Source organism: Pseudomonas sp. COR18 (assembly GCF_048568395.1).
Lineage (GTDB): Bacteria > Pseudomonadota > Gammaproteobacteria > Pseudomonadales > Pseudomonadaceae > Aquipseudomonas > Aquipseudomonas fuscovaginae_B.
This window is the reverse complement of record NZ_CP183808.1, coordinates 520507-542024: the sequence shown is the minus strand read 5'-3', so window position 1 is coordinate 542024 and position 21518 is coordinate 520507. Positions and strand designations below refer to the sequence as shown.

The following is a 21518-nucleotide window of genomic DNA, read 5'->3' as shown; positions in this document are numbered from 1 at the left end:
CCGCTCAACATCGGGTAGAATGCGCGCCCGGTTTTTGGAGAAGCTCATGACCCTGCTCAAATTCAGCGATGTGTCCCTTGCTTTCGGCGCCATGCCGTTGTTGGACAAGGTGTCCTGGCAGATCGCCCGTGGTGAGCGGGTGTGCATCATCGGCCGCAACGGCACAGGCAAGTCCAGCATGTTGAAGCTGGTCAAGGGCGACCAGAAGCCCGACGACGGCTCCGTCTGGCGCGCGCCTGCGCTCAAGATCGGCGAACTGCCGCAGGAACTGCCGGTGGCCGACGAGCGCACCGTGTTCGACGTCGTCGCCCAGGGGCTGGACGGCGTAGGGGAGTTGCTGGCGCAGTATCATCACCTGAGCCAGAACATCGTCACCGATGCCGACCTGGACAAGCTGATGCGTGTCCAGCATGACCTCGAGGCCCGCGATGGCTGGCGCCTGCAGACCCTGGTCGAAAGCACCCTGAGCCGTCTGCAGTTGCCGGCCGACAAGACCCTGGCCGAGCTGTCCGGTGGCTGGCGTCGTCGCGTGCTGCTGGCCCAGGCGCTGGTGGCCGAGCCGGACCTGCTGCTGCTCGACGAGCCGACCAACCACCTGGATATCGGCGCGATTGCCTGGCTGGAAGATGCCCTCAAGGAATTCCAGGGCGCGGTGCTGTTCATCACCCACGACCGTTCCTTCCTGCAGAGCCTGGCCACCCGTATTCTCGAACTGGACCGCGGCGGGTTGATCGACTGGAACGGCGACTACGCCAGCTTCCTGGTGCACAAGGAAGCCATGCTGGCGGCCGAGGAGACTGCCAACGCGCTGTTCGACAAGCGCCTGGCCCAGGAAGAGGTGTGGATCCGCCAGGGCATCAAGGCCCGGCGTACCCGTAACGAAGGCCGCGTCCGTGCGTTGAAGGCACTGCGCGTCGAGCGCAGCGAACGGCGCGAGCGCACCGGCAAGGCGAACATCCAGCTGGAAGCCGCGGAGAAGTCCGGCAAGCAGGTGATGGTGCTCGACAACATCAGCTTCGCCCATCCGGACGGCCCGTTCCTGGTCAAGGATTTCTCCATGGTCCTGCAGCGTGGCGACCGTATCGGCCTGCTCGGGGCCAACGGCACCGGCAAGACCACGCTGCTGAAGCTGATGCTCGGCGGTCTGGTACCGACCAGCGGCAAGGTCGAGGAGGGCACCCGCATCGAGGTGGCCTATTTCGACCAGTTGCGCCATCAGCTGGACCTGGAAAAGACCGTGGTCGACAACGTCGCCGAAGGTCGTGACTTCATCGAGATCGATGGCCAGAGCCGCCATGTGCTCAGTTACCTCGGCGATTTCCTGTTCAGCCCGCAGCGGGCGCGCACGCCGGTCAAGGCGCTGTCCGGTGGCGAGCGGGCGCGGTTGCTGCTGGCCAAGCTGTTCAGCAAGCCGGCCAACCTGCTGGTGCTCGACGAGCCGACCAACGACCTCGATGTGGAAACCCTCGAGCTGCTGGAAGAAGTGCTGTTGACCTTCCAGGGCACCGTGCTGATGGTCAGCCACGACCGGGCCTTCCTCGACAACGTGGTGACCAGCACCCTGGTGTTCGAAGGCGAGGGCAAGGTTCGCGAGTACGTCGGCGGCTATCAGGACTGGCTGCGCCAGGGCGGTTCGCCACGTTTGCTGGGCGTGACCGAGAGCAAGTCCGGCAAGGCCGAGCTTGAGTCGGCGATCGTCACGGCGCCCCCTGCGCAGGTGGCGCCGGTGGTCGAAGCGCCAGCGGCGAAGAAGAAGCTCAGCTACAAGCTGCAGCGCGAGCTGGAAGCTCTGCCGGGCGAGATCGATGCCAAGGAGCAGGAAATCGCCGCCGTGCAGGCCGAGATGGCCGAGGCGGGGTTCTATCAGCGCCCGGTTGCCGAAACGACCGCCGTGCTGGCCAGGCTGGAAACGCTGCAGACCGAACTGGATGCGATGGTCGAGCGCTGGGCCGAGCTGGATGCCTGATTGATCGTGAGGGGATAAAAAAGCCCGGCTTCATCAGGTGAGGCCGGGCTTTTTGCAGGAGCCGTTTCTGCCCCGTGGCTTGCCGGGCGTCGCCCTTGTGGGGCTGATTCCCCGCGAATGGTCTTTCGCTGGGAATCAGTTGCACGGTGTTGCCTGCTTCGCGGGCAAGTCCGCTCCCACGGGGTTTGGGTGCCTGTCAAAGGGGTGTCGGGGTTCAGCCCTTGTTCTGCAGGCGCACGGCGAGGACGTCACAGGGGGCGCCGTGGAGCACGTCGTTGGCTGTGGAGCCGAGCAGCAGGGCCAGGCCGTGGCGGCCGTGGCTGCCGACCACCACCAGGTCGCAGTGCTGCTCCTTGGCCAGGTGATGGATTTCCTGGCGCGGTTGGCCGTAGGTCAGATGGCAGGTGTCTTTCGAGATCTCGGGGTACTTGTTGATCAGCCGCTCCAGGCGCTCCTTGGCCTGGTCGAACTGCTGTTGCTGCAATTGAGACAGGTCCATCGGGACGTCGCCGCCAAAAGCCATGGCCATGGGCTCGACGATATGGACCAGCGAGAGCTTGGCGTTGTTGCTGACCGACAGTTCACGTGCGCGATGAATGACCGGGTCGCACTCTTCCGTCAGGTCGACGGCAACCAGAATGTGGTTGTAGGGCATTGCAGGCACCTCCTGAGGATCGCAATTGTATTGATTATGGCTCGTTTCAAGCTGATTGGTTCTGCCCTGAATCAATCGCTCATGAATAATCTTCGGGGAGTAGAGATATGACGGTCTGGATAGTGGTGTCAATCCTGGCGGTGGTTCTCAGTCCTCTGGCATGGTTGCGTCCGTCGCGCCGCCAGAGCGATCGGATGGCCCTGCGCATGGAAGCGCGCCGTATCGGCCTGGGCATGCAGCTGGCGCCTCAGGAGTGGCCGCACTGGCTGTCCCCGCAGCCGCCGAGCCCGTGTGCGCAATACCATCGGCCGCGACGCGGCAAGGCGCCGCAATGCTGGTGTTACTGGCAGGGCGAGCCGGGAGTCTGGCTCAACCGGTGGCGGGAAGTGCTCACGGACGAGGCTCTGCTGGCGCATTTGCGGACGTTGCCGGCCAATGTCTACAAGGTCGAGGCGGATACACAGATGATCGCGCTCTGCTGGGGCGAGCGTGGTGATGCGCAGGTGCTCCAGGATATCGCCACCGTGCTCAAGGCGCTGGCCTGACCGACAGGGGGCAGTTCATCGGCCCAACCGCTCTGGCACCTTCCCTTCATAAAAAGTGTCCATATTTTCCACTAGGCTCTTTCTTGGAGTCTGGTAGGCCCGTTCCTGGTTTTATGCCTGATCTGGTCGCTTCGCCTGTTATTGATTTCATGAATGAAGCTTCATCAGACCGGCTGCGGCGGCACCTGGCCGCCTGGAAAGTGACCGGAAAGTCGTATTTTTCGGGGTGTTTTCGGCAATTGACAATTGCCGCGAATTCCGTGAAGGTGTCCACACCCAAATCAAACGGGCGTATGAATTGAGCGTTTGTCTGACAGACGGCTCTTACAGAATCCCGACTATCGCGTCGGCGGGTGTGCCTGGCGGCTGGGCGTGGCAGTGACGGTGACGTCAATGCGGGCCGGAAGTTAGCGACCGACGTGTACTGTTCAGCTTCCATATCGTGGAGATCAGTTGATGATTTACGAAGGTAAAGCCATCACGGTTAAGGCTCTTGAAAGTGGCATCGTCGAACTCAAGTTCGATCTCAAGGGTGAGTCCGTCAACAAGTTCAACCGTCTCACCCTGAACGAACTGCGTCAGGCGGTGGACACCATCAAGGCCGATGCCTCGGTCAAGGGTGTGATCGTCAGCAGCGGCAAGGACGTGTTCATCGTCGGCGCCGACATCACCGAATTCGTCGACAACTTCAAGTTGCCCGATGCCGAGCTCGTGGCCGGTAACCTCGAAGCCAACAGGATCTTCAGCGATTTCGAAGACCTGGCCGTTCCGACCGTGGCCGCGATCAACGGCATCGCCCTGGGCGGCGGTCTGGAAATGTGCCTGGCCGCGGACCTGCGGGTCATGTCCGGCAGCGCCAAGATCGGTCTGCCGGAAGTCAAGCTGGGCATCTACCCGGGCTTTGGCGGTACCGTGCGCCTGCCACGCCTGATCGGTGTGGACAATGCCATCGAGTGGATCGCCGCCGGCAAGGAAAACCGTGCCGAAGACGCCCTGAAAGTCGGCGCCGTCGATGCCGTGGTGGCGCCTGAGCAACTGCAGCAGGCCGCCCTGGACCTGGTCAAGCGCGCCATTTCCGGCGAGATCGACTACAAGGCCAAGCGCCAGCCGAAGCTGGACAAGCTCAAGCTCAACGCCATCGAGCAGATGATGGCCTTCGAAACCGCCAAGGGCTTTGTCGCTGGCCAGGCTGGCCCGAACTACCCGGCACCGGTCGAGGCGATCAAGACCATCCAGAAGGCCGCCAACTTCGGTCGCGACAAGGCCCTGGAAATCGAAGCCGCGGGCTTCGTGAAACTGGCCAAGACCTCGGCGGCCGAAAGCCTGATCGGCCTGTTCCTCAACGACCAGGAACTGAAGAAGAAGGCCAAGGCCTACGACGAAATCGCCCAGGACGTGAAGCAGGCCGCCGTACTCGGCGCCGGCATCATGGGGGGCGGTATCGCCTACCAGTCGGCGTCCAAGGGCACGCCGATCCTGATGAAGGACATCAACGAGCACGGTATCGAGCAGGGCCTGGCCGAAGCTGCCAAGCTGCTGGTCAGCCGTGTCGAGAAAGGCCGCATGACCGCGGCGAAGATGGCCGAGGTGCTCAATGGCATCCGTCCGACCCTGTCCTACGGTGACTTCGGCCACGTCGACCTGGTGGTCGAAGCGGTCGTCGAGAACCCGAAGGTCAAGCAGGCGGTGCTGGCTGAAGTGGAAGCCCAGGTCAAGGAGGATGCCGTACTGGCGTCCAACACCTCGACCATCTCCATCAGTCTGCTGGCCAAGGCCCTCAAGCGTCCGGAAAACTTCGTCGGCATGCACTTCTTCAACCCGGTGCACATGATGCCGCTGGTGGAAGTGATCCGTGGCGAGAAGTCCAGCGAACAGGCGATCGCCACCACCGTGGCCTATGCCAAGAAAATGGGCAAAAACCCGATCGTGGTCAACGACTGCCCGGGCTTTCTGGTCAACCGTATCCTGTTCCCGTACTTCGGCGGTTTCGCCAAGCTGGTCAGCGCCGGCGTGGACTTCGTCCGTATCGACAAGATCATGGAGAAGTTCGGCTGGCCGATGGGCCCGGCGTACCTGATGGACGTGGTCGGTATCGATACCGGTCACCACGGTCGCGACGTCATGGCCGAGGGCTTCCCGGATCGCATGAAGGACGATCGTCGTTCGGCTGTCGACGCACTGTACGACGCCAAGCGCCTGGGTCAGAAGAACGGCAAGGGCTTCTACGCCTACGAGACCGACAAGCGCGGCAAGCAGAAGAAGGTCGCCGACCCGTCGGTGCTGGAAGTGCTCAAGCCGATCGTTTACGAGCAGCGTGAAGTGACCGACGAGGACATCATCAACTGGATGATGATCCCGCTGTGCCTGGAAACCGTGCGCTGCCTGGAGGACGGTATCGTCGCCACCGCCGCCGAGGCTGACATGGGCCTGGTCTACGGCATCGGTTTCCCTCCCTTCCGTGGCGGTGCGCTGCGCTACATCGACTCGATCGGTGTGGCCGAGTTCGTTGCCCTGGCTGACCAGTACGCCGATCTGGGCGCGCTGTACCACCCGACCGCGAAGCTGCGTGAAATGGCCAGGAACGGCCAGCGGTTCTTCGGTTAAGCGCCCACACTAGAGCGAGAGTGAACTATATGAGCTTGAATCCTAGAGACGTCGTGATTGTCGACTTCGGTCGTACTCCGATGGGCCGCTCCAAGGGCGGCATGCACCGCAACACCCGTGCCGAGGACATGTCCGCGCACCTGATCAGCAAGCTGCTGGAGCGCAACACCAAGGTTGACCCGAACGAGGTCGAGGATGTGATCTGGGGCTGCGTCAACCAGACCCTGGAGCAGGGCTGGAACATCGCGCGCATGGCCTCGCTGATGACCCAGATCCCGCACACCGCGGCCGGCCAGACCGTCAGCCGCCTGTGTGGTTCGTCGATGAGCGCGCTGCACACCGCCGCCCAGGCGATCATGACCGGCAATGGTGACGTTTTCGTCGTTGGCGGCGTCGAGCATATGGGCCATGTCGGCATGATGCACGGTGTCGACCCGAACCCGCACCTGTCGCTGTACGCGGCGAAAGCCTCGGGCATGATGGGCCTGACCGCCGAGATGCTCGGCAAGATGCACGGCATCACCCGTGAAGCACAGGACGCCTTTGGCGTGCGCTCCCACCAGCTCGCCCACAAGGCGACCGTGGAAGGCAAGTTCAAGGACGAGATCATCCCGATGCAGGGTTATGACGAGGCCGGCTTCCTGAAGGTCTTCGACTACGACGAGACCATTCGCCCGGAAACCAACCTGGAAAGCCTGGCGGCGTTGAAGCCGGCGTTCAACCCCAAGGGCGGTACCGTAACCGCGGGTACGTCGTCGCAGATCACCGATGGTGCCTCGTGCATGATCGTGATGTCGGCGCAGCGCGCCCAGGACCTCGGTATCCAGCCGCTGGCGGTGATCCGTTCGATGGCGGTGGCCGGTGTCGATCCGGCGATCATGGGTTATGGTCCGGTGCCGGCGACCCAGAAGGCGCTCAAGCGTGCCGGTCTGTCGATCACCGACATCGACTTCATCGAGCTCAACGAAGCCTTCGCCGCACAGGCCCTGCCAGTGCTGAAGGACCTGAAAGTGCTCGACAAGATGGACGAGAAGGTTAACCTGCACGGCGGTGCCATCGCCCTGGGTCACCCGTTCGGTTGCTCCGGTGCACGGATTTCCGGCACCCTGCTGAACGTGATGAAACAGAACGGCGGGACTTTCGGGGTGTCCACCATGTGCATCGGCCTCGGCCAGGGCATTGCCACCGTCTTCGAACGCGTCTAAGCGTTTCGATGACGGAAACCGGGGCCTGGTGCCCCGGTTTTTGTTTTTCCGATTTTTTTTATTTTATTTTGTAAGAGGGCCGATACATGACTTTGCAACCCGGGCTCTATCAGCACTACAAGGGACCGCAGTACCGCGTTTTCAGTGTGGCACGGCATTCCGAGACCGAGGAGGAAGTGGTGTTCTACCAGGCGCTGTATGGCGAATACGGTTTCTGGGTACGCCCCTTGAGCATGTTCCTGGAGTCGGTCGAGGTTGACGGCGAACGGGTACCACGCTTTGCTTTGGTGCAGGCCGAGCCGAGTATTTTTTCCAGGGCTTGAGGGCTGGTCGCGCAGCACCCTGTGCTTGACCTCACCTTGTTGCCACTATATATAGCGGTGCCGCGCCAGGCGCGGGCTGCGCTCTCACTTCTAGCATTCAGGAATTTTCCGATCCATGGGCAAATCGCTGGTCATTGTGGAATCCCCGGCTAAGGCCAAGACCATCAACAAGTATCTGGGAACCCAGTACGTGGTGAAGTCGAGTATCGGCCATATCCGAGACCTGCCCACCAGCGGTTCGGCCAGTGCCGTCAAGGAGCCTGCCGCCAAGCGCGGCAAGGCCGCTGCCGGCGAGGCACCTGCGCTCTCGGCGAAAGAGAAGGCGCGCAAGCAACTGGTGGCGCGCATGGGCGTCGACCCGGACCACGGCTGGAAGGCCCGCTACGAGATACTTCCCGGCAAGGAGAAGGTGATCGAGGAACTGCGCCGCCTCGCCAAGGATGCCGACACCATCTATCTCGCAACCGACTTGGACCGCGAGGGGGAAGCCATTGCCTGGCACCTGCGCGAAGCCATCGGTGGTGATGACAGCCGCTACAAGCGCGTGGTGTTCAACGAAATCACCAAGAAGGCGATCCAGGAGGCCTTCTCGGCGCCGGGCGAGCTGGATATCGACCGCGTCAACGCCCAGCAGGCGCGACGCTTCCTCGACCGCGTGGTTGGCTACATGGTCTCGCCGCTGCTGTGGGCGAAGATCGCCCGTGGCCTGTCCGCCGGCCGTGTGCAATCGGTGGCGGTGAAGCTGGTGGTCGAGCGCGAGCGCGAGATCCGTGCGTTCATCCCCGAAGAGTACTGGGAAGTGCATGCCGACCTCGGCACGGGCAAGGGTGCCAAGGTGCGCTTCGAAGTGGCTCGCGAGAACGGCGAGGCCTTCAAGCCGCTGAACGAAGCCCAGGCCATGGCGGCGCTGGAGAAGCTCAAGGCGTCGGCCTACACAATCGCCAAGCGCGAGGACAAGCCGACCAGCAGCAAGCCGTCGGCACCGTTCATTACGTCCACCCTGCAGCAGGCGGCGAGCAACCGCCTGGGCTTCGGGGTGAAGAAGACCATGATGATGGCCCAGCGTCTCTACGAAGCCGGCTACATCACCTATATGCGTACCGACTCGACCAATCTCTCGGCCGACGCCGTGGCGATGGCGCGGACCTATATCGAGAGCGAATTCGGCGCGAAATACCTGCCGTCCGCCCCCAACGTCTACAGCAGCAAGGAAGGCGCCCAGGAGGCGCACGAGGCGATCCGTCCTTCCGACGTCAATACCGATCCGAGCAAGCTGTCGGGCATGGAGCGTGACGCCGAGCGCCTGTACGAGCTGATCTGGCGCCAGTTCGTGGCCTGTCAGATGCTGCCGGCGCAGTACCTGTCGACCACCGTCAGCGTCGCCGCCGGCGACTTCGAGCTGCGTGCCAAGGGCCGTATCCTCAAGTTCGACGGCTACACCCGGGTCCTGCCACAATTGAGCAAGCCGGGCGACGACGACGTCCTGCCGGACATGGCCCAGGGCGAGGTGCTGAAGCTGATCCAGCTCGATCCGAGCCAGCACTTCACCAAGCCGCCGGCGCGTTATTCCGAGGCCAGCCTGGTCAAGGAAATGGAAAAGCGCGGCATCGGTCGTCCTTCGACCTATGCGGCGATCATTTCCACCATCCAGGATCGAGGCTACGTGGCGCTGCACAACCGTCGCTTCTATTCCGAGAAGATGGGCGACATCGTCACCGAGCGCCTGGCCGAAAGCTTTGCGAACCTGATGGACTACGGTTTCACCGCGGACATGGAGGAGAACCTCGATGACGTGGCCCAGGGCGAGCGCGACTGGAAAAACGTGCTCGACGAGTTCTACGGCGACTTCAAGAAGAAGCTCGAAGTGGCCGAGGGCGCGGAAAACGGCATGCGCGCCAACCAGCCGGTGATGACCGATATCCCATGCCAGACCTGCGGTCGGCCAATGCAGATCCGTACCGCCTCGACCGGCGTGTTCCTCGGTTGCTCGGGCTACAGTCTCCCGCCGAAAGAGCGTTGCAAGGCCACCGTGAACCTGGTCCCGGGTGACGAGATCGCCGCGGACGACGAGGGCGAGTCGGAGTCCCTGGTGCTGCGCGGCAAGCATCGCTGCCCGATCTGCAGCACGGCGATGGATGCCTACCTGCTGGACGAGAAGCGCAAGCTGCACATTTGTGGCAACAACCCGGATTGCGCCGGCTACGAGATCGAGGAGGGCAACTACCGGATCAAGGGCTACGAAGGGCCGAGCCTGGAGTGCGACAAGTGCGGTAGCGAGATGCAGCTCAAGACCGGCCGTTTCGGCAAGTTCTTCGGTTGCACCAACCCGACCTGCAAGAACACCCGCAAGCTGCTCAGAAGCGGCGATGCGGCGCCGCCGAAGATGGACCCGGTGAAGATGCCGGAGCTCAAGTGCGAGAAGGTCGACGATACCTACATCCTGCGTGACGGTGCCTCGGGCCTGTTCCTGGCGGCGAGCCAGTTCCCGAAAAACCGCGAGACCCGTGCGCCGCTGGTGCTCGAGATCGTCCCGCACAAGGCTGAGATCGATCCGAAGTACCACTTCCTCTGCGAAGCGCCGCAGAAGGACCCGGACGGTCGTCCGGCGGTCATCCGCTACAGCCGCAAGACCAAGGAGCAGTACGTGCAGAGCGAGGTCGACGGCAAGCCGACCGGCTGGAAGGCGTTCTACGACAGTGGCAAGTGGAAGGTGGAAGACAAGCGTCAGGGCGCCTGACCCGGTTGTCGGTTGAGGCCCTGGCCCGCGCAGGGCCGGGTCTGATGCAAAACCCGGTGCTCCCTCCCTTGTAGGAGCCGGGCTTGCCCGCGAAGCTTCTGGCGTCCTTGAAGGCGCATTCGCGGGCAAGCCCGGCTCCTGCCGGAAGGGCCTGTGTGATCTCTTTTTGGGAGTGCGCCATCATGGCCAACGAACTCTATACCCGTACCAACCAGAAGATCTTCTACGCCGGCCTCGCTCTGGAAGCCCTGGGCAAGGCCGAGGAGAGCCGGGCGATGAACGCGCTGGCGCTGACCCAGGCCGAGCGCGAAGCCGCGGTATTCCATCTCTACGGCGCCTTGCTCGGGCTGTGCCATGAGATCGCCGGCTTCTACCGCCTGCCCCAGGCCAGTGCCCCGCGCGCCGAGCTGTTGCTGACCCGGGAGGTGCTGGAATCCATCGCCATTCCGGAAATGGCCGAGCTGGTGGAGCTGGCCCACAGCCCGCAAAGCTGGCTGGCACGACTGATCGCTGCCCACTCTGCGCTCTACCTGCCGCCCCAGGCGCCAAGAAAGCCCAAGGGTGACGTGTTGCAGCCGTTGATCGAGGCGGTCAGTCTGGACGAGGAGGCCGCGCCGGAGTTGGGACGCGAGGAGCTGGAAAGCTGGCGGCAGAACCTCAAGGCCCTGGCGATTCGATTCCGTGACGGGCTGAGCGAGTGCTGATTCGCACGCTCAGGATGTAGGTTCCGTCTGTCAGTTGTTCATCAGGCGGTAACGAAAGCTGTTGAGATCTTGAGCGAGTTGCCATGAATGACTGGTATGATATTAGTGGCCTATTGGCTGAATTCGCGTGCATCCATCCGAATTGACCCTACAGGCCACCAGCCTTTCGTGGAGAACAGACTTTTATGCCTACGTCCTTTCTAGAAATTGTCGAGCTGCCGGACGGCCGTATCGAGCTGCGCCGCGCCGAGGACGAAGGTTCTCTGGTCACTCTGAACTTCTCCGAAGACGCCAAGGCTTTCCTGCAGGGCCAGCATGTCGAAGTGGCCAAGGCCATGCTGAGTGTTGGCGTGCAGATGGCGGGGCGTCTGGTGGAAGGCGAACTCGAGAAAGAAGACGACGGCCCGCGGGTTCTTCACTGAGTAGCGCTCATGCCTGGCTCGGGCACCTATCGGTAACGAGTCGTTGGTCCTGATCGGCTTCTCTGCCCTGGAGAAGCCTCGTGGGTAGGTACAAAGAGCCTGCCTGGCTTTCCTGGCTGTCCCTGGCCCCGCTTCAAGTCCACTTCAACCCAGGCGAATATTCAGGCTCTGTGCGTCGCCCTTGCGCGCGGCGTTGATCAGTTGCTGACGAGCGCTGCTGTTCAGCGGGTTCAACCAACTCACCACGGTGTGGCTGCGCCCCAGGCGCAAGGCTTCGCAAGCCAGTTGCTGGGCGTTCTGTGCGCTGCCGGGCTGCAGCAGCAGAATCCGCTCGCGGTTCAGCCCGGCTTCCCGCAGCCAGGCCTGGGTGACACTGGCGGGCGGGGCGATCAGGGTGAGCCAGCGGGCATCCTGGTCCTGGCTCAGTTCGCGCAGGATAGGAGCCAGCAGGCTCAGGCAATTCCCACCGCGCAGCGATAATTCGCTGAAGGCCTCGGGCTCGGTGCTCCAGGGTGTTTCGACCGCGTCCTTCAGGACGGGGGCCAGCGGCTGCATCATGAACGCTTCGAACAGGGGCAGCTGGGCGTGTTGTGGAGTCTGGAATTGCATGACGCCTCCTTCAGCGGCGAATGACGCCGACGCTCAAACCTTCGATGACGAAGTCCTGCTCTTTCAGGTTGACTTCGATAGGGGCGAATTCTGGGTTTTCCGCCAGCAGCCAGACCTTGCTGCCTTCGCGCTTGAAGCGCTTGACGGTGACTTCCTCGCCGATGCGCGCCACCACGATCTGGCCGTTGCGGGCCTCGCGGCAGGTGTGTACGGCTAGCAGATCGCCGTCGAAGATGCCGACGTCCTTCATGCTCATGCCGTGAACGCGCAGCAGGTAGTCGGCCCGGGGGTGGAAGAAGGTCGGGTTGATGTTGCAGGATTCCTCGACATGCTGCTCGGCGAGGATGGGCGCACCGGCGGCGACGCGACCGATGATCGGCAGGGTGGATTCGTCGACCTTGGCTTCGAAGCCGGGAATGCGAATGCCCCGTGAGGCGCCCGGCGTCATTTCGATCGCGCCCTTGCGGGCCAGGGCCTTGAGGTGCTCCTCGGCCGCGTTCGGCGACTTGAAGCCCAGTTCCTGGGCGATTTCCGCACGGGTGGGCGGATAGCCGTTGTCATCCAGGCAGCGTTTGATAAAAGCCAGAATCTCAGCTTGGCGGGGCGTCAGTTTTAGCATTTTGATGGCTCTGTCTTTTTATACAGTGACTGGAATTATATACAGTGGGATGCGCTTGGCAATCCTCCTTTTCACGGTGGCCGCCGGACGGTTGTCGGGGAGGGTGTCGGCTGCCATCGTGAGCGTGCTGCTACAGGTGGCCGGTTCTATGATTTAATACCTGACTGACTGGCCGGAAATGGACCGGCAGACTTGACATTCCGTGGGCTGAAACGTATGTTTCAAACAAGTGTTTGTCAGGCGGAGTAGCCATGGCCCAGTCGGAAACCGTTGAACGCATTCTCGATGCTGCCGAGCAATTGTTCGCGGAAAAAGGTTTCGCCGAGACCTCGTTGCGATTGATCACCAGCAAGGCAGGGGTCAACCTGGCGGCGGTGAACTACCATTTCGGCTCGAAAAAGGCCCTGATCCAGGCGGTCTTCTCGCGTTTCCTCGGGCCGTTCTGTGTCAGCCTCGATCGCGAGCTGGAGCGCCGCCAGGCCAAGCCGGAGGTCAAGCCGACCCTGGAAGAACTGCTGGAAATCCTCGTTGAACAGGCCCTGGTGGTTCAGCCGCGCAGCGGTAACGACCTGTCGATCTTCATGCGCCTGCTGGGCCTGGCCTTCAGCCAGAGCCAGGGGCACCTGCGACGTTACCTGGAAGACATGTACGGCAAGGTGTTTCGCCGCTACATGCTGCTGGTCAATGAAGCGGCCCCTCGTATTCCACCGATCGAGCTGTTCTGGCGCGTGCACTTCATGCTCGGTGCGGCCGCCTTCAGCATGTCCGGGATCAAGGCGTTGCGGGCGATCGCCGAGACCGACTTCGGCGTCAATACCTCGATCGAGACGGTGATGCGCCTGATGGTGCCCTTTCTGGCGGCCGGCATGCGTGCCGACAGCGGCGTGACCGACGAGGCCATGGCTGCGGCACAATTGCGTCCACGCAGCAAGTCGGCGGCACCTGTCGTCAAGGCCTGACGCATTCGGGTGGGCGCGCTGGCCTTGATCGGCTAAGCTTGCCGCCCATGCGCGATTCCTTTCCTCCCCCTCTTTTCCTTTTTCCCGTTCATCTGCCGGATGCCCTCCGCGGCAGGGCGTTCACGCGCCTGGCTTTTCTTCACAAGGATTTCCTATGAGTACTGCCCTGCAAGGCTCCCTGATGGTCGATATCGCCGGCACCTGGCTGACGGCCGAAGATCGCCAGTTGTTGCGCCAGCCGCAAGTGGGCGGGCTGATCATTTTCGCGCGCAACATCGAGAGCCCGCGCCAGGTTCGTGAGCTGAGCACGGCGATCCGCGCGATTCGCCCGGACCTGCTGCTCGCCGTCGACCAGGAGGGTGGGCGGGTGCAGCGTTTGCGCCAGGGCTTCGTGCGCCTGCCGGCGATGCGGGCGATTGCCGATAACCCGAATGCCGAGCGCCTGGCCGAGCACTGTGGCTGGCTGATGGCGACGGAGGTGCTGGCGGTTGGGCTCGATCTGAGTTTTGCCCCGGTGCTCGACCTGGATCATCAGCGCAGTGCTGTGGTCGGCAGCCGCTCCTTCGAGGGCGATCCCGAGCGTGCGGCCCAACTCGCCGGGGCGTTCATTCGCGGGATGAAGGCAGCCGGCATGGCGGCGACCGGCAAGCATTTCCCCGGGCACGGTTGGGCCGAGGCGGATTCCCATGTGGCGATTCCGGTCGACGAGCGCAGCCTGGAGACCATTCGCGCCCGTGACCTGGTGCCTTTCGCCCGCCTGGGCCAGCAACTGGCCGCGGTGATGCCGGCCCATGTGATCTATCCACAGGTCGATGCGCAACCCGCCGGTTTCTCGCGGCGCTGGTTGCAGGAGATTCTGCGCGGTGAGCTGAAGTTCGACGGGGTGATTTTCAGTGACGACCTGTCCATGGCCGGTGCCCATGTGGTGGGGGACGCGGCGAGCCGTATCGAGGCGGCCTTGTCGGCTGGCTGCGACATGGGGCTGGTGTGCAATGACCGGGCGGCGGCGGAGCTGGCCCTGAGCGCGGCGCAGCGTCTGAAGGTGACGCCATCGTCGCGGATTGCGCGGATGCGTGGGCAGGGGTTTGCGCGGACCGATTATCGCCAGGAGCCGCGGTGGCTGGAGGCGCTTGGGGCGCTGCGCGAGGCTCAGCTCATCGATTGAGTGGCGTCATAGTCGAGGGCCCATTCGCGGGCAAGCCCGGCTCCTACAGGGTATGTGTCGTACATCGGATAGGTGTAGGGCACGAATCTGTAGGAGCCGGGCTTGCCCGCGAAGCTTTTATAAAGGACGTCAACGCCCGGCTTTCTTGTCCGGCAACGGCGCGAACAGCGCCTCGATATCCTCGTTCTGCAACTGCCAGTCGCCGGCCTGGCGCCCGTCGAGCACGCCGGCGGCCAGGTCGGATTTTTCCTGTTGCAGGTGCTGGATCTTTTCCTCGACCGTACCCCGGGCAATCATCTTGTAGACGAAAACCGGCTTTTCCTGGCCGATCCGGTACGCCCGATCGGTCGCCTGGTTTTCCGCCGCCGGATTCCACCACGGGTCGTAGTGGATCACGGTGTCGGCTTCGGTCAGGTTCAGGCCGACGCCACCGGCCTTGAGGCTGATGAGAAAGATCTGCAGTTTGCCGCTCTGGAAGTCCTTCACCGGCGCGCGTCGGTCCCGCGTCTGGCCGGTCAGCAGGCCGTAGGCGATATGGCGTTTCTTCAGCTCGGCCTCGATCAGTGACAGCATCGAGGTGAACTGCGAGAACAGCAGGATCCGTCGGCCCTCGGCGAACAGTTCCTCGAGCATTTCCATCAGGCTGTCGAGCTTGCCGGAGGCGCTGCCGCGGGCCGGTGGCGTGGCGTCGTTGACCAGGCGCAGGTCGCAGCAGACCTGGCGCAGCTTGAGCAGCGCCTCGAGGATGATGATCTGGCTGCGCGCCACACCCTTGCGGGTGATTTCGTCGCGGACCTTCTTGTCCATGGCCAGGCGCATGGTCTCGTAGACGTCGCGTTGCGCCTCGTTGAGTTCGACCCAGTGGATGATCTCGGTCTTGGGGGGCAGTTCGGTGGCCACCTGTTCCTTGGTGCGGCGCAGCAGGAACGGTTTGATCCGTCCGTTCAGGTGTTGCAGGCGAACTTCGCTGGCATGTTTCTCGATGGGCACGCGGTAGTCGCGATTGAAGCTTTTGGCATCGCCCAGCCAGCCCGGCAGCAGGAAGTGGAGCAGTGACCAGAGTTCGCCCAGGTGGTTCTCCAGCGGCGTGCCGCTCAGACACAGGCGTTGCCGCGCCTCGAGTTCGCGGGTCGCCTGGGCGGCCTTGCTCCCGGGGTTCTTGATGTATTGCGCTTCATCGAGCACCAGCACGTGCAGTGGCTGGGCCTTGAGCGTGTCGATGTCCTTGGGCAGCAGGGCGTAGGTGGTGAGGATCAGGTCGTACTCACCCAGCCGTTCGAAATGCTTCTTGCGCGCTGCACCATAGAGCGCCAGGACCTTGAGCTGCGGCGTGAAATGCGCGGCCTCGTCGAGCCAGTTGGGGATCAGGCTGGTGGGCATCACCACCATGCACGGACGATCGAGGCGACCGGCGTTCTTTTCGCTGAGGATGTGGGCCAGGGTCTGCAGGGTCTTGCCCAGGCCCATGTCGTCGGCAAGGATTCCGCCGACCTCCAGTTGCCGCAGCGACTGCATCCAGCTCAGGCCCTCGTGCTGGTACGGGCGCAGGGTGGCGTTGAGGCCTTCGGGAATGCTCGCGCTGTATTCGCGGATATCACGCAGTCGTTCGGCCAGGCTGCGGACCTGGGCACCGCCCTCCCACAACAGCGGCAGGCCGTCGAGCGGGTTGAGCCGGGTGGCATCGGCGTTGCTCAGGCGCAGTGTGGTGGTGCCGGGTTCTTCCAGGTAGAACTCGCCGAGGGTGTTCAGTACCGGCTTGAGGCGCCCGTAGGGCAGGGCCACCTGCAGCGGGCCATGGCTGCCGCTGGGCGAGGCGGGAATGTTCACCAGGATCAGTTCGTCGTCCCGGCGTCGGGCCAGTCGCTCGGGGTTGAGCAGTTCGGTGTGCGAACGCATCAGGTTGAGCAGGATCGGCAGCAGGCTCAGGCGCTCGCCATTGACGATGATCCCCAGTTCGAGGTCGAACCAGTCACGTTCCGGGGCTTCGTCGACGGTGGCGTACCAGTCGTCGACGGGGCTGAGGTCGAAGCCGAAGTCTTCGTCGATCTGCAATTCCCAGCCCTGCTCGCGCAGGTTTGGCAGTTCATTGAGGGTAAAGTTTAGCCAGGCGCTGTCGTTGACCATCTCGTAAAGCTCGCCGGCGCTTTCCGGCAGGGCCTTGCTTTGCCGGGTGGCGACCTTGAAGCCGAGCAGGCGCAGCTGTTCGCGAAAGGCTTTTTCCGCCTCGGGCTGGCGTCGGATGCGCAGGTTCCGATGTTCCTGGCGCAGGAGGATATCGGCGTTCTTCTGGCCGCTGGCGTACTCGCCCAGGTAGTTGAAGGACAGCGCCGCGCGGTGCTGGATGTAGCGCTGCATGCGTCCATTGCGTGGCTCGAAGGCGCTGAATTCGACACTGGCCAGCCATAGCCGTGGTACCGGCTGCACGTCCTCAAGCAGCTCCTGGGGCGGGGGTGGCGGGCGCGAGTCGAGCACCGCCTGGAGCTTTTCCAGCAGTTCGGCGTCTTTCTCCGCGGCCGGATAGGCCAGGGTCTGCTGCACCTTCAGCAGGACCGCCGCCGTATGCTTGCAGTTGCTGCGCACCGGGCAGGTGCAGGTCGCGTCGACGATCAGCAGGGTGCCCTTGGCCGACTCGCGAAGATGGATGGTCTGCCGGTAGATGTTGCCGCCAGAGCCTTCGCAACTGGCGGTGATGGTGCTGTCGGCCGCCTCGACGATCCTCACCCGGTTTTCGATCGCGTAGCGGCGACCGCGCTCCAGACTCTGTTCCTTGAAGCGGCTGGCCCATGACGGGGCGAGCGGCTTGGTCATGGCAGGCGTCACGGGCGACGGCATCGGACGGTCACTGGTCGAGGTTCTGGGACGGCGCTTCGCGGCGGGAGGCGTTCAGCGAGGTCACCTTGAGCAGCAGGCCGAGGTGGCCGGCGTCGAGGAAATTGAGCTGGCCGTTCTTGGTCTGGCTGGTCTGGTTCAGGCGTTCGCTGGCATTGACCACGCCGTTGCTGTCGAAGCCGTTGACCCAGAACTGCGCCTGCACCTCGGTGAAGCGCTTGAGGGTCAGGCTCAGGGTGCCTTCCACCGGGAACTGGCCGAACTGCTCCTGGCCTGCGGTGATCGACACGACGCTCGGCTGGTCTCCGAGGTTCTGTTGCCAGGCCTTGTGCAGCAGCACCTCATAGTTGCCGCTGGCGCTGAGCTTGGCCGCCATGTCGTTCAGGCTGGGAGTGCGCTCGTCACTGGCGGTGATGGCTTTCGCCCCCCGCGCCCAGTCTTCCGGTGCCGGCTGGCTCTGGAAGGGTTGTTCGAGGTTCTGCCGTACCAGGATCATTTCGACCTGGTACGGCTCGTCGGCGAAGGCGGCCGGGGTGAGCAGGGCCAACAACACGGCCAGCGATGGGATCAGGCGCATACGGCGTCCTTATCAGGCAGATTTCGGGGTGAGGCGCTCGAACAGCGCCTCCAGTGTATTAAAGCGGTCTTCCGCACGTTCCATCGGCACCATGAACCTGAAGATCGTGGCGCCTTCGAATTTGTAGCGGTTGGGTTGCCCCTGGATCAGCTTGATCAGTGCCAGCGGATCGACCGGTGTGTCCGCGGTGAACTCGATGCGTCCTCCTTGCGGACCGCCATCGATCTTCCTGATCCCCAGTTGCTCGGCTTGCAGCTTGAGCAGGGTCAGGCGCACCAGGTTCTTGGTGGGTTCGGGCAGCAGGCCGAAGCGGTCGATCATCTCCACCTGCAGGTCCTTGAGGCCCTCCTCGTCGGTCGCCGAGGCGATGCGCTTGTAGAGGATCAGGCGCGCGTGCACATCCGGCAGGTAGTCCTCGGGGATCAGCGCCGGCAGGCGCAGGTTGATCTCCGGGCCGCCACCGAGCGGCTGGTCGAGGTTCGGCTGTTCGCCCTTGCGGATGGCCTTCACCGCGCGCTCGAGCATTTCCATGTACAGCGTGAAACCCACCGCCTGGATCTGCCCGCTCTGGCCGTCGCCCAGCAGTTCGCCGGCGCCGCGGATTTCCAGGTCGTTGGTGGCGAGGACGAAGCCGGCCCCCAGGTCCTGGGTATTGGCGATCGCCTCAAGGCGCTTCTCCGCGTCGGCGGTGATCTGCTGGCGACCCGGCGTCAGCAGGTAGGCATAGGCCTGGTGGTGGCTGCGTCCGACCCGGCCGCGCAACTGGTGCAACTGGGCCAGGCCGAACTTGTCGGCCCGTTCGATGATGATGGTGTTGGCGCTCGGCACGTCGATACCGGTCTCGATGATGGTCGAGGCGATCAGCACGTTGAAGCGCTTGTGGTAGAAGTCGCTCATCACCTGTTCGAGTTCGCGCTCGCGCATCTGCCCGTGGCCGATGCCGATACGCGCTTCCGGCACCAGCTCGGCGAGGTCGGCGGCACACTTCTCGATGGTCTTCACGTCGTTGTGCAGGTAGTAGACCTGGCCGCCGCGCAGCAGCTCGCGCAGCAGCGCTTCCTTGACCGTGCTCTTGTTCTGCTCCATGACGAAGGTGCGCACCGACAGCCGGCGCGCCGGCGGCGTGGCGATGATCGACAGGTCGCGCATGCCCGACACGGCCATGTTCAGCGTGCGCGGAATCGGCGTGGCGGTCAGGGTGAGGATGTCGACCTCGCTGCGCAGGGCCTTGAGCTGTTCCTTCTGGCGTACGCCGAAACGGTGTTCCTCGTCGATGATCACCAGGCCGAGGTTCTTGATCTTCACATCGTCCTGCAACAGCTTGTGGGTGCCGATGACGATGTCGATCTTGCCTTCGGCGAGGTCGGCGACGGCAGCGCTGACTTCCTTGGCGGACTTGAAGCGGCTCATCACCTCGACGGTCACCGGCCAGTCGGCGAAGCGGTCGCGGAAGCTGTTGTAATGCTGCTGGGCGAGCAGGGTGGTCGGCACCAGGATCGCCACCTGCCTGCCGCCGTGTACGGCGATGAAGGCCGCGCGCATGGCCACTTCGGTCTTGCCGAAGCCGACGTCGCCGCAGACCAGACGATCCATCGGCTTGGCCGCCAGCATGTCGGCGCGTACCGCCTCGATGGCGCTCTGCTGGTCCGGCGTCTCTTCGAACGGGAAACCGGCGCTGAAGGTCGCATAGTCGGCCTTCGGATCGTTGAACGCATAGCCTTCGCGGGCGGCACGGCGAGCATAGATGTCGAGCAGTTCGGCCGCCACATCGCGAACCTGTTCGGCGGCCTTGCGCTTGGCTTTCTGCCAGGTTTCCGAGCCCAGGCGGTGCAGCGGGGCGAGGGCATCGTCGCTGCCGGTATAGCGGGCGATCAGGTGCAGGTTGGCCACCGGCACGTAGAGTTTGGCGCCCTCGGCGTACTCCAGGGTGAGGAATTCGGCAGCCTGGTTTTCGATTTCCAGGGTCGCCAGCCCCAGATAGCGGCCGACGCCATGGTCGATGTGCACCACCGGTGCGCCTTCGCGCAGTTCGGTGAGGTTCTTGATCACCGCGTCGTTGTTGGCGTCGGCGCGTTTTTCCCGGCGGCGGCGCTGCATCACGCGCTGGCCGAACAGCGGGCTTTCGGCGATCAGGGCCAGGGCCGGGTCGTCGAGGACCAGGCCCTCGTCCAGCGGGGCGATGGTGATCGCCAGGCGTTCCTTGCCGGCGGTGAATTCCGGCCAGCTGTCGACGGTTTTCGGCCGTAGCTTGAGGCGTTCGAGCAGTTCCAGCAGGACTTCCCGGCGACCGGCGGATTCGGCGGTGAACAACACGCGGCCGGGGAACTGCTCGAGGAAGCCGGAGAGCGCCGCCAGCGGCTGGTTGGCTTTGGCTTCGATCGCCAGGTTCGGCAGCTCGCGGGCGGCGAAGCGCTCGCGGCCGACACCGGTTTCCACGTCCTGCTGGCTGGCGACGACCCGTGGCCAACTCTTCAGGCGGGCGAAGCAGTCTTCCACCGGCAGGAACAGTTCGGCCGGCGGCAGCAGTGGCCGGGTCGGGTCGATACGGCGTTCCTCGTAGCGGTTGCGCACGTCGTTCCAGAAGTTCTCCGCGGCCTGCTCGATGCCCGGCAGGGAGAATACCTGGGTGTCCTGGGGCAGATAGTCGAACAGCGTCGAGGTTTCCTCGAAGAACAGCGGCAGGTAGTACTCGATGCCGGCGGGGGTGATCCCGCTGTTGAGGTCCTGGAAGATCGAGCAGCGGCGGAAGTCGACGTCGAAGCGTTCGCGAAAGCGCGCCTTGAAGCGGATCAGTGCTTCCTTCTGCAGCGGGAATTCCTTGGCCGGCAGCAGGCGTACCGAATCGACCTTGTCGATGGAGCGCTGGTTTTCCGGGTCGAAGGTGCGCAGCGTCTCGATCTCGTCATCGAACAGGTCGATGCGATAGGGCAGTTTGCTGCCCATCGGGAACAGGTCGACCAGGGCGCCGCGCACGGCGAATTCGCCGTGTTCGTAGACGGTGTCGACGCAGCGGTAGCCGGCCGCCTCCAGGCGGGTGCGCATCTGCTCCACGTCCAGCTTCTGGCCGACATCCAGCACCAGGCTGCTGCCGAGCAGGAATTTGGTCGGCGCCAGGCGGTGCAGGGCGGTGGTGATCGGCACCACCAGCACGCCATGCTCCAGTTCCGGCAGCCGGTAGAGGCTGGCGATACGCTGGGAGATGATGTCCTGGTGCGGCGAGAACAGGTCGTAGGGCAGGGTTTCCCAGTCCGGGAAATGCAGCACCGGCAGATCGGGGGCGAAGAAACTCAGCTCCTGCTCCAGCCGTTCGGCGCTCTGGCTGTCGGCGGTCAGGAGCAGGGTGAAGCGCCCGGCGGCGCTGGCAGCCTCGGCAATGGCCAGGCTCAGGGCGGCACCGGGGAGGTTGCCCCAGTGTTGTTTGCCTGTCGCGGCAGGCAGTAGCGGTAGACGCAGAACGGGCACGGAAGGTTGAGCTCCAAGCGTTGCGGCAAATTCATCAATTGTAACGGCCCCGGGTGCCGGCTGTCAGTCGCAGACTGTGTCTATTGCGTGGCGAGGAAAATGTAGTGGCTATGACAAAAAAAGGTGGTTTTTTCCTG

At 63.5% G+C, this 21518-nt stretch carries 16 protein-coding genes; 10 read left to right on the top strand and 6 right to left on the bottom strand.

Annotated features, from left to right (window positions below):
• Nucleotides 1-46: 46 nt before the first annotated feature.
• Nucleotides 47-1966, top strand: coding sequence for an ATP-binding cassette domain-containing protein (locus tag ACM62G_RS02450; RefSeq protein WP_054057081.1), 1920 nt, complete (start codon nucleotides 47-49; stop codon nucleotides 1964-1966).
• Nucleotides 1967-2180: 214 nt separating this feature from the next.
• On the opposite strand, the gene ACM62G_RS02445 is transcribed toward ACM62G_RS02450, so the two are convergent.
• Nucleotides 2181-2621 carry a universal stress protein gene (locus ACM62G_RS02445; protein WP_054057082.1) on the bottom strand — a complete coding sequence of 147 codons (441 nt, stop codon included), beginning with the start codon at nucleotides 2619-2621 and terminating at the stop codon, nucleotides 2181-2183.
• A 107-nt stretch (nucleotides 2622-2728) separates the two neighbouring features.
• On the opposite strand from ACM62G_RS02445, the gene ACM62G_RS02440 reads away from it, so the two are divergent.
• The 7 genes from ACM62G_RS02440 to ACM62G_RS02410 all read left to right on the top strand — a co-directional run bounded on the left by ACM62G_RS02440 (nucleotide 2729) and on the right by ACM62G_RS02410 (nucleotide 11161).
• Complete coding sequence (locus tag ACM62G_RS02440; RefSeq protein WP_416772505.1) at nucleotides 2729-3166, top strand: hypothetical protein; 438 nt, start codon at nucleotides 2729-2731, stop codon at nucleotides 3164-3166.
• A gap of 456 nt (nucleotides 3167-3622) precedes the next feature.
• Nucleotides 3623-5770, top strand: coding sequence for a fatty acid oxidation complex subunit alpha FadB (gene fadB / locus ACM62G_RS02435; RefSeq protein ID WP_054057084.1), 2148 nt, complete (start codon nucleotides 3623-3625; stop codon nucleotides 5768-5770).
• Between the two features lie 29 nt (nucleotides 5771-5799).
• Nucleotides 5800-6975 (top strand): acetyl-CoA C-acyltransferase FadA, encoded by a 1176-nt coding sequence (gene fadA, locus ACM62G_RS02430; RefSeq protein WP_054057085.1) that lies wholly within the window; start codon nucleotides 5800-5802, stop codon nucleotides 6973-6975.
• An 86-nt stretch (nucleotides 6976-7061) separates the two neighbouring features.
• Nucleotides 7062-7298, top strand: coding sequence for a DUF1653 domain-containing protein (locus ACM62G_RS02425; protein ID WP_054057086.1), 237 nt, complete (start codon nucleotides 7062-7064; stop codon nucleotides 7296-7298).
• A gap of 115 nt (nucleotides 7299-7413) precedes the next feature.
• On the top strand, nucleotides 7414-10035 hold the full coding sequence (topA, locus tag ACM62G_RS02420) for a type I DNA topoisomerase (protein ID WP_054057087.1): 2622 nt from the start codon (nucleotides 7414-7416) through the stop codon (nucleotides 10033-10035).
• A 182-nt stretch (nucleotides 10036-10217) separates the two neighbouring features.
• Complete coding sequence (locus ACM62G_RS02415) at nucleotides 10218-10739, top strand: DUF6586 family protein (RefSeq protein WP_054063880.1); 522 nt, start codon at nucleotides 10218-10220, stop codon at nucleotides 10737-10739.
• Nucleotides 10740-10924: 185 nt separating this feature from the next.
• Nucleotides 10925-11161, top strand: a complete 237-nt coding sequence (locus ACM62G_RS02410) for a hypothetical protein (RefSeq protein ID WP_054057089.1) — start codon at nucleotides 10925-10927, stop codon at nucleotides 11159-11161.
• A 144-nt stretch (nucleotides 11162-11305) separates the two neighbouring features.
• Here the strand turns inward: ACM62G_RS02410 and sulA are convergent, their stop codons facing one another.
• Both sulA and lexA read right to left on the bottom strand, forming a co-directional pair.
• On the bottom strand, nucleotides 11306-11770 hold the full coding sequence (gene sulA / locus ACM62G_RS02405; RefSeq protein WP_419736627.1) for an SOS-induced cell division inhibitor SulA: 465 nt from the start codon (nucleotides 11768-11770) through the stop codon (nucleotides 11306-11308).
• Nucleotides 11771-11780: 10 nt separating this feature from the next.
• Nucleotides 11781-12389: a transcriptional repressor LexA gene (gene lexA / locus ACM62G_RS02400; protein WP_026145583.1), complete on the bottom strand. Its 609-nt coding sequence runs from the start codon at nucleotides 12387-12389 to the stop codon at nucleotides 11781-11783.
• Between the two features lie 251 nt (nucleotides 12390-12640).
• Here lexA and psrA point away from each other — a divergent pair, with 251 nt between their 5' ends.
• Nucleotides 12641-13348: a transcriptional regulator PsrA gene (gene psrA, locus ACM62G_RS02395; RefSeq protein WP_054057091.1), complete on the top strand. Its 708-nt coding sequence runs from the start codon at nucleotides 12641-12643 to the stop codon at nucleotides 13346-13348.
• Between the two features lie 166 nt (nucleotides 13349-13514).
• On the top strand, nucleotides 13515-14513 hold the full coding sequence (gene nagZ / locus ACM62G_RS02390) for a beta-N-acetylhexosaminidase (RefSeq protein WP_193394224.1): 999 nt from the start codon (nucleotides 13515-13517) through the stop codon (nucleotides 14511-14513).
• A gap of 129 nt (nucleotides 14514-14642) precedes the next feature.
• On the opposite strand, the gene ACM62G_RS02385 is transcribed toward nagZ, so the two are convergent.
• The 3 genes from ACM62G_RS02385 to mfd are packed head-to-tail and all read right to left on the bottom strand — an operon-like array spanning nucleotide 14643 to nucleotide 21381.
• Nucleotides 14643-17321, bottom strand: a complete 2679-nt coding sequence (locus ACM62G_RS02385; protein ID WP_419736626.1) for an SNF2-related protein — start codon at nucleotides 17319-17321, stop codon at nucleotides 14643-14645.
• A 31-nt stretch (nucleotides 17322-17352) separates the two neighbouring features.
• Entirely contained in the window at nucleotides 17353-17919 is a 567-nt protein-coding gene (locus ACM62G_RS02380; RefSeq protein ID WP_054057093.1) for a CsiV family protein, read from the bottom strand.
• A gap of 12 nt (nucleotides 17920-17931) precedes the next feature.
• Complete coding sequence (mfd, locus tag ACM62G_RS02375) at nucleotides 17932-21381, bottom strand: transcription-repair coupling factor (protein WP_419736625.1); 3450 nt, start codon at nucleotides 21379-21381, stop codon at nucleotides 17932-17934.
• Between the last annotated feature and the right edge of the window lie 137 nt (nucleotides 21382-21518).

Coding starts and splice junctions, on each gene's coding strand:
- ACM62G_RS02445 (WP_054057082.1), bottom strand. CDS start 2,621: ATGCCCTACAACCACATTCTGGTTGCCGTCGACCTGACGGAAGAGTGC.
- ACM62G_RS02425 (WP_054057086.1), top strand. CDS start 7,062: ATGACTTTGCAACCCGGGCTCTATCAGCACTACAAGGGACCGCAGTAC.
- ACM62G_RS02440 (WP_416772505.1), top strand. CDS start 2,729: ATGACGGTCTGGATAGTGGTGTCAATCCTGGCGGTGGTTCTCAGTCCT.
- lexA (WP_026145583.1), bottom strand. CDS start 12,389: ATGCTAAAACTGACGCCCCGCCAAGCTGAGATTCTGGCTTTTATCAAA.
- fadA (WP_054057085.1), top strand. CDS start 5,800: ATGAGCTTGAATCCTAGAGACGTCGTGATTGTCGACTTCGGTCGTACT.
- fadB (WP_054057084.1), top strand. CDS start 3,623: ATGATTTACGAAGGTAAAGCCATCACGGTTAAGGCTCTTGAAAGTGGC.
- ACM62G_RS02380 (WP_054057093.1), bottom strand. CDS start 17,919: ATGCGCCTGATCCCATCGCTGGCCGTGTTGTTGGCCCTGCTCACCCCG.
- ACM62G_RS02410 (WP_054057089.1), top strand. CDS start 10,925: ATGCCTACGTCCTTTCTAGAAATTGTCGAGCTGCCGGACGGCCGTATC.
- ACM62G_RS02385 (WP_419736626.1), bottom strand. CDS start 17,321: ATGACCAAGCCGCTCGCCCCGTCATGGGCCAGCCGCTTCAAGGAACAG.
- topA (WP_054057087.1), top strand. CDS start 7,414: ATGGGCAAATCGCTGGTCATTGTGGAATCCCCGGCTAAGGCCAAGACC.
- sulA (WP_419736627.1), bottom strand. CDS start 11,770: ATGCAATTCCAGACTCCACAACACGCCCAGCTGCCCCTGTTCGAAGCG.
- ACM62G_RS02415 (WP_054063880.1), top strand. CDS start 10,218: ATGGCCAACGAACTCTATACCCGTACCAACCAGAAGATCTTCTACGCC.
- psrA (WP_054057091.1), top strand. CDS start 12,641: ATGGCCCAGTCGGAAACCGTTGAACGCATTCTCGATGCTGCCGAGCAA.
- ACM62G_RS02450 (WP_054057081.1), top strand. CDS start 47: ATGACCCTGCTCAAATTCAGCGATGTGTCCCTTGCTTTCGGCGCCATG.